Annotated in this window: 5 protein-coding genes and 1 pseudogene; 3 read left to right on the forward strand and 3 right to left on the reverse strand. The window is 65.0% G+C overall.

Annotated elements, in window-relative coordinates; genetic code table 11:
- A pseudogene (trpD, locus tag Q427_RS11605) lies at positions 1-421 on the forward strand (anthranilate phosphoribosyltransferase); the annotation flags it as partial.
- Between the two features lie 136 nt (positions 422-557).
- On the opposite strand, the gene Q427_RS11610 reads toward trpD, so the two are convergent.
- Positions 558-1340: a 4'-phosphopantetheinyl transferase family protein gene (locus tag Q427_RS11610; RefSeq protein ID WP_051496308.1), complete on the reverse strand. Its 783-nt coding sequence runs from the start codon at positions 1338-1340 to the stop codon at positions 558-560.
- A 182-nt stretch (positions 1341-1522) separates the two neighbouring features.
- On the opposite strand from Q427_RS11610, the gene trpC reads away from it, so the two are divergent.
- Both trpC and Q427_RS11620 read left to right on the forward strand, forming a co-directional pair.
- Complete coding sequence (trpC, locus tag Q427_RS11615; protein ID WP_043514002.1) at positions 1523-2332, forward strand: indole-3-glycerol phosphate synthase TrpC; 810 nt, start codon at positions 1523-1525, stop codon at positions 2330-2332.
- 265 nt (positions 2333-2597) lie between these two features.
- Positions 2598-3491 carry a dihydrodipicolinate synthase family protein gene (locus tag Q427_RS11620; protein ID WP_043514004.1) on the forward strand — a complete coding sequence of 298 codons (894 nt, stop codon included), beginning with the start codon at positions 2598-2600 and terminating at the stop codon, positions 3489-3491.
- Positions 3492-3663: 172 nt separating this feature from the next.
- Here Q427_RS11620 and Q427_RS11625 read toward each other — a convergent pair whose 3' ends face one another.
- Both Q427_RS11625 and Q427_RS11630 read right to left on the reverse strand, forming a co-directional pair.
- The gene (locus Q427_RS11625) at positions 3664-3864 is read right to left on the reverse strand and encodes a DUF2905 domain-containing protein (RefSeq protein WP_043514006.1); all 201 of its coding nucleotides are present in this window, start codon (positions 3862-3864) and stop codon (positions 3664-3666) included.
- Between the two features lie 40 nt (positions 3865-3904).
- Positions 3905-6824: FAD-binding and (Fe-S)-binding domain-containing protein (locus Q427_RS11630; protein WP_043514007.1), on the reverse strand; the 2920-nt coding region annotated here is incomplete at its 5' end.

Below are 6824 nucleotides of genomic sequence, written 5' to 3' on the forward strand. Positions count from 1 at the left end.
GGTACCGCTGATGGCCGAAGTGCTGCAGTATCTCGGCAGCCGCCATGTCATGGTGGTGCACGCCGAGGATGGGCTGGACGAAATCTCGCTGGCCGCACCGACCCAGGTGGCCGAGCTGAAGGATGGCGCGATATGCCGCTACACGATCACCCCCGAGGAGCTGGGCATCGAGCGTCATGACATGGCGTCGCTCAAGGTGGTCAGCGCCGAGGACAGCCTGCGGCTGGTGCGCGAGGCCCTGGTGGGGGAAGGACTGGCGGGGGACATCGTCGCGCTCAACGCCGGGGCGGCGCTCTACTGCGCGGACGTTGCCGACACGCTGAAAGAGGGTGTGATGATGGCCCAGGATGCCCAGGCTTCCAAATTGCCACTGGAAAAAATGAAGGAACTGGCCGATTTCACCCGTGTACTGATTCCCTGACTCTGCGTTTGGCGGTATTGTGGTTGCTTTTTATTCTCATTTCGGCCGGCGTCAAGCTGGCCAATGAGCGTGTCGAGGGCCCTTCCTGCGTAGTGTAAGGCCGAGTCGGTCATGGATGAGGTTCAATTGCTGGCGTTCAGGGACCGACTGTGGCGCGGCCAGCATCCTCGAGGCCCGGGGCGGGCAACGCCACCAGGCTGAGCAGGCGACCCTCATGCAGGCAGGTCTCACCCGTGACTTCGCGGCCGGCCAGCCAGCCGCGTCCCAGGTCACTGAGCAAGCGCAGGCGGACCGTGCCGATGCCGTGCCAGGCCACCAGCTCGGCATCCTGAAAGTGGAACATCTGGCCTACCAGCGGATAGAGCGCCTTGAAGAGGCTCTCCTTGAGGGAAAAGGTTGCAGTGACCATCAGGCCAACCTCGGATGGAGGCAACTGATCCAGGCGGGCCGCTTCGCCGGGCGTAAGGACTCTTCTGGCCAGGCGAATGGCCTGCTCGGCATCCAGCAGGTGCTCCGCATCCAGGCCAAGCCCTTGGCAGGCGTGCCTGGGAGCGGCCAGGGCAGCGGCCCAGCCCGCATTATGCGTGATGGCCCCCACGCAATCCTCAGGCCAGCAGGGGGAGCGGTCATCGTTCATGCCCGGCGTTGAATCCCGGCCGTCCAGCAGCCATAAAGCCCTTCTTGCGCAGAGGCGACCGGCAAAGAACTCGGCGCGTCGCTTGGCAACGGCGCCGTGCAGGCGAGAGGGCAAGGCGATGCCCTCGTAGCTGGAGCCGGGGCCGGAAAGATCGTGCTCGCCAGCCTGCTCGCATAACAGCGTGGGGTCGAAGTGTGTGGCGACCAGGCGGGCGCTTGTCAGCGGCGTGGCCCAGGGCCAGTCACTGCTGAATGACTCATGAAATGGCGGTGTGTTGTCCATCGTCGAATTCTGGCACGTGGCCACCCGTTGTCGCCAGCGTTCCCGCGGGCTGCCAGGGCGCCGGGAAAGGGCCGGGGCAGCAATCGTGGGCAGTCTCCCTTTCAATCTCGCGCGGGTGATAGGTAAGATGGGCCGCCTACCGGCTATTCCGCGGCCAGTGCCGCCCGTAACGAGACATCACCATGAGCCCGACGCAGGACGCACCCCCTACCATCCTGACCCGCATCCTGGCCCGCAAGGATGAGGAAGTCGCCGAGCGGCAAGCCGCCGTGCCCGAGACCGAATTGCTGGCGCTGGCCGAACGCCAGAGCGCACCGCGCGGCTTCATTGCCGCACTCAACCGGTGCATGGAGGAGGGCGATCCGGCAGTGATCGCCGAGATCAAGAGGGCTTCGCCCTCCCGGGGTGTGATACGAGAGGATTTCAAGCCCGCCGAGATTGCCGCCAGCTACGCTGCGGGCGGCGCCGCCTGCCTCTCGGTACTCACTGACGCCGATTTCTTCCAGGGTCATGAGGACTTCCTGATCGAGGCTCGAGAGGCCTGCAACCTGCCGGTGATACGCAAGGACTTCATCACCCATGGCTATCAGGTCAGCGAGGCTCGCGCCATCGGCGCCGACTGCATCCTGCTGATCGTGGCCGCCCTGGAAGATGCCCGCATGGCCGACCTTTATCAGCAGGCGGAACTGTTGGGCATGGATGTGCTGGTGGAGGTGCATGACGTCCATGAACTCGAGCGCGCACTGAAGCTTGGGATCAACCTGGTCGGCATCAACAACCGCAACCTGCACACCTTCGAGACTCGCCTTGAGACCACGCTGGACATGCTGCCGAAAATCCCGGCGGGCATTACCGTGGTGACCGAGTCCGGCATCAATACCCGCAGCGACATGCTGCGCATGCGCGAGCATGACGTGAATGGCTTCCTGGTAGGCGAGGCCTTCATGCGCGAGGAAGACCCGGGCGAGGCGTTGCGGCGACTCTTCTTCTAAGCCAGCCGTATTTTCCCAAGCAAAAGGGCAGCCACCACGCTGTCCTTTTGCTTGGTGAGATAACATACCTTTCCTGGCTTAAATACCATGAGCTTGCATGGGGCGTGCGAGAGTGGCCGGTAGCTGGTGGTTTTCTGCGTCTTGCACGAATATTGGCCTTCAATCGGTCGCCGGTAAGCTCAGCGACGGCAGACAATAGCTTGCGCCGTGCCGGTGTTAAAGCGGCGTGGCTGTTGATGAGTGAAAGAAAATAGGAGCATCCACCATGTTCACTGGCCTCAGCGCCTTTCCCTTGACCCCACTAAACGCCAGCGGTACCGACGAGGCGGCCTTTGTACGGCTGATCGAGCGCCTGGTGGCCGCCAAGGTCGACTCGATTGGTGCGCTGGGCTCCACCGGCAACTATGCCTATCTGTCGGTGGCGGAACGTGCTCGAGTCGCACAGCTGGCGGTTCAGCACGCCGGCGATACGCCGGTGATGGTGGGCATCGGTGCCGTGCGCACTCGCGATGTACTCAAGCTGGCGGAAGACGCCCAGCAGGCAGGGGCGAGCGCGGTGATGTTGGCGCCGGTGTCGTATCAGCGGCTGTCGTCTGAGGAGGTGTTCGGGCTCTTCGAGGAGGTGACTCGGGAGCTGTCGGTGCCGCTTTGCGTTTACGACAATCCCGGCACCACGCATTTCAATTTCAGCGATGAGCTGCACGGGGAGATCGCGCATCTGCCCAAGGTGGCGTCGATCAAGATCCCGGGTGTGCCGGCGGATCCCGCCGAGGCGAAGTTGCGCGTGGCACGACTGCGGGCGTTGATTCCGTACCATGTGACGATTGGCATCAGCGGCGATGCCTTTGCCGCCCTGGGGCTGAATGCAGGCTGCGAAGTGTGGTATTCGGCGATTGGTGGGACCTTCCCCAAGACCATGCTGGCGATTACCCGCGCCGCCCAGGCGGGCGATGCCGACGAGGCAACGCGGCTGGTTGAGCGGCTGCAGCCGCTGTGGCAGCTGTTTGGTGAGCATGGCGGCAGTTTGCGCGTAACGGCGGCAGCGGCCGAGATACAGGGTCTTGTCGCGTCGCCTTGCCTGCCACGGCCGCTCAAGGCGGTGGACGGCGAGGCACGGCGGCGCTTGGCGGCGCTGATCGATGAGCTGGAGCTGGCATAGCCGCGTAGGGATAGGCGTGTTGATCAACGGCGTGGAAACAAGCACAAGGGGCAGTCTGGATGGCTGCCCCTTATGCTTGTTGGCCACCTGAATGGTGTGTCACTGACTCTTCCGCATGCAGTTGGGCGAAGCAGGACGACGCCTTCGGCGGGTGTCTAGCTCTCAGGCAAGATTATCGCCCTGACAGCCACAAGATCAGCGAGAGCACCACGCTGATCAGGATCATGGTGGTGATGGGGAAGAAGAAGGAGAAGCCCTCGCGGCGGATGGCAATATCGCCGGGCAGCTGGCCTAAGGGTAGCTTGGAGAGCCACGGCCAGAGCAAGCCAATGGCGACGATGCACAGACCGATGATGATCAGGGTGCGAGACATGCAGCCTCCTGTTCGCTCGTGGCTCGGATTGAATGGTCATTTACCAACTCAGCTGGCGCAAATGGGCCAACAGCCCCTGCAGCGGGTGCGGCAGGGGCTGGTCGGAGAGTCGCTTCGCCTGGCTGCGGCAGGAGTAGCCGGTGGCCAGCAGCCTGCCGGGGTTGGCGTCGCCTTCCACCACTGGCTTCCACGACTGGGCGTAGATGGTCGCCGAGGTCTCGCGGTTGCGCGCCTCGTGGCCGTAGGTGCCGGACATGCCGCAGCAGCCGGTGGCGACAAGCTCCAGCTCGAAGCCGAAGGCGGCAAATACCTGCTGCCACGCCTTGGGGCTGCCCGGGGCGTTGGTCTTCTCGGTGCAGTGGGAGAGCAGCCGGAATCCGGGGTCGGCCAGGCCGTCGAGCTGCTGGCTCAGTCCCGGTGGCACCAGGCGCTGGCCCTGGGTCACCAGCCACTCCTGCAGCATCAGCACCTCGGGCACGCTATCGGGCGTGAGCGCCTTCACGTACTCCTGGCGGTAGGTCAGGGTCATGGCCGGGTCGATACCCACCAGCGGCACGCCGAATTCGGCCAGGGCGCGCAGCCGCCGGGCCTGCTTCTCGGCGGTGTGCGCAAAGGCACCCATGAAGCCCTGCACATTCAGCGGCTTGCCGTTGGGTGAGTAGGGGGCGACGAAGACCCGGATGTCCAGTCGCGAGAGCAGTTCGACGATATCCATCACCACCTCGGCCTCGAAGAAGCTGGTGAAGGCGTCCTGCACGATGACCACGCTTCTGGCTTTCTGCGCTTCGGTCAGCAGCCCCAGAGCAACCGGCGTGGCCTCGCTCACGCCCCAGGCGGCCAGCTGCTTCTTCAGCCTGGCTCGTGACAGTTTCGGGCTGTCGACCATGCCGATGGGGCCGGCCAGCAGCCGCTCGACCAGTCGGTTGCTCAGTGCCGTGTTGTAGAGCGGTGCCACCGTGGCCAGCGCCGGCACGAAGAACTCCAGGCCGCCGATCAGGTAGTCTCGCATCGGGCGCAGGTAGCGGCCGTGGTAGGCCTCCAGGAACAGCGAGCGCGACTCGGGCACGTTGACCTTCACCGGGCACTGGCCGGCGCAGGACTTGCACGCCAGGCACCCGGCCATGGCGTCGTAGACCTCATGGGAGAAGTCGTCCTCGTCGCGGCGCCTGTAGGTGTTGCGTATGCGGGCCGGCAGGCGCTTGAGGAAGCCCAGGGCCCCTTCGGCGCGTTGCTGTCGTGTCTGCTCCACCAGGTCGATGCCGGCGTCTCCCTGCAGGCGAAGCCACTCGCGGATCAGGCTGGCACGGCCCTTGGGCGAATGGACGCGGTCGCGGGTGGCCTTCCACGACGGGCACATAGCGTCGTCTGGATCGTAGTTGTAGCAGGCGCCGTTGCCGTTGCAGTACACCGTGGCGGCATGGGATTGCCACACCCGCTCGTCGATCTGGCGGTCGAGCTGGCCGCGGGTGGGCACCCCGTCGATGGTCAGCAGGCCCGGGTCGACCAGTTTTACCGCTTCTTCTTGCAGGTCGGTGTCCGCGGATTGCGGCGGGTTCCCTGCGTCTTCGGGTGAGGTGGAAGGAGTGGCAGTACCCGCGGTACCGAGCGGGATAAAAAGCGGCGTGGCGATCTTGCCGGGGTTGAGCTGATTGTGGGGGTCGAAGGCGGCCTTGACCCGCTGCAGGCTGGGGTAGAGCTCGCCGAAGAACTTGGGGGCGTACTCCGAGCGCACCCCCTTGCCATGCTCGCCCCACAGCAGCCCGCCATACTGGTGGGTCAGCTCGGCGACCTCGTCGGAGATCTCTCGGATCAGCCGCTCCTGGGCGGGGTCCTTCATGTCGATGGCCGGGCGCACGTGCAGCACGCCGGCATCCACGTGGCCGAACATGCCGTAGGTGAGCCCGCGGGCGTCGAGGAGGGCGCGGAACTCGGCGATGAAATCCGCCAGTTGCTCCGGCGGTACCGCGGTGTCCTCGACAAAGGGGATGGGGCGCTTCTCGCCTTTTTCATCGACCCTGGCGTTGCCCAACAGGCCCACGGCGCGCTTGCGCATGCCGTAGACCTTCTGGATCTGGGCGCGGCCTTCGGCCAGGGTATGGCCGAGCCGCTCCACACTGGCGTCTGCCTCCAGATGGCGGCAGAAGGCATCGACTCGCTCACTGAGCCGTGCCGGGTCGTCGTCGTTGAACTCGACCAGGTTGATGCCGCGAATGGCCGCGGCCTGCTGCGTCGCGATGGCAGTGTCGTCGTCGCTAACCTCGGCGCTAGCCGCGCTGGGAAAGAACTCCGCCACGCTGTCCCAGACGAAGTCCTCCATGGCCAGCAGCAGCACCTTGTCGTCCACCGTCTCGATGGAGGTGGGCCTGGCTTCGGAAGCCATCAGCGCCTTGGCGTCACGTAGGGCGTCCATGAACCCGGCGTAGCGCACGTTGACCAGGGTCGAGTGCCTGGGGATCGGCAGCACGTTGAGTACCGCCTCGTTGAGGAAGCCCAGCGAGCCCTCCGAACCGCACAGCAGGCTGTTGATGTCGAGGCGACCTTCCGCGTCGCGCAGATGGGCGAGGTCGTAGCCGGTGAGGCAGCGATTGAGCGGCGGGAACTTGGCCGCGATCAGCTCGCGCTGGTCATCGATGATCTCCCGGGCGGTGCGGTAGGCGTTGCCGATCACGCCGCTGTGGTGGCACAGCGTCTCCAGCTCGTTATCGTCGATCGGCCGGCTATGCAGGCGTTCACCGCCAAGCAGCACGGTATCGAGTTCGAGTACGTGGTCGCGTGTCTTGCCGTACTCGCAACTGCCCTGGCCGCTGGCATCGGTGGAGATCATGCCGCCGATGGTGGCGCGGTTGGAGGTGGAGAGGTCCGGGGCGAAGAACAGGCCGTGGGGCTTCAGCGCCGCATTGAGCTGGTCCTTGACCACCCCGGCCTGGACCCGTGCCCGGCGGTTCTCGACGTCGATCTCG

The sequence above is a fragment of the Halomonas sp. BC04 genome (assembly GCF_000568385.1).

Excerpts from the sequence above, each read along its gene's own strand:
- Q427_RS11620 (WP_043514004.1), top strand. The coding sequence starts at position 2,598 with ATGTTCACTGGCCTCAGCGCCTTTCCCTTGACCCCACTAAACGCCAGC.
- Q427_RS11625 (WP_043514006.1), bottom strand. The coding sequence starts at position 3,864 with ATGTCTCGCACCCTGATCATCATCGGTCTGTGCATCGTCGCCATTGGC.
- Q427_RS11610 (WP_051496308.1), bottom strand. The coding sequence starts at position 1,340 with ATGGACAACACACCGCCATTTCATGAGTCATTCAGCAGTGACTGGCCC.
- trpC (WP_043514002.1), top strand. The coding sequence starts at position 1,523 with ATGAGCCCGACGCAGGACGCACCCCCTACCATCCTGACCCGCATCCTG.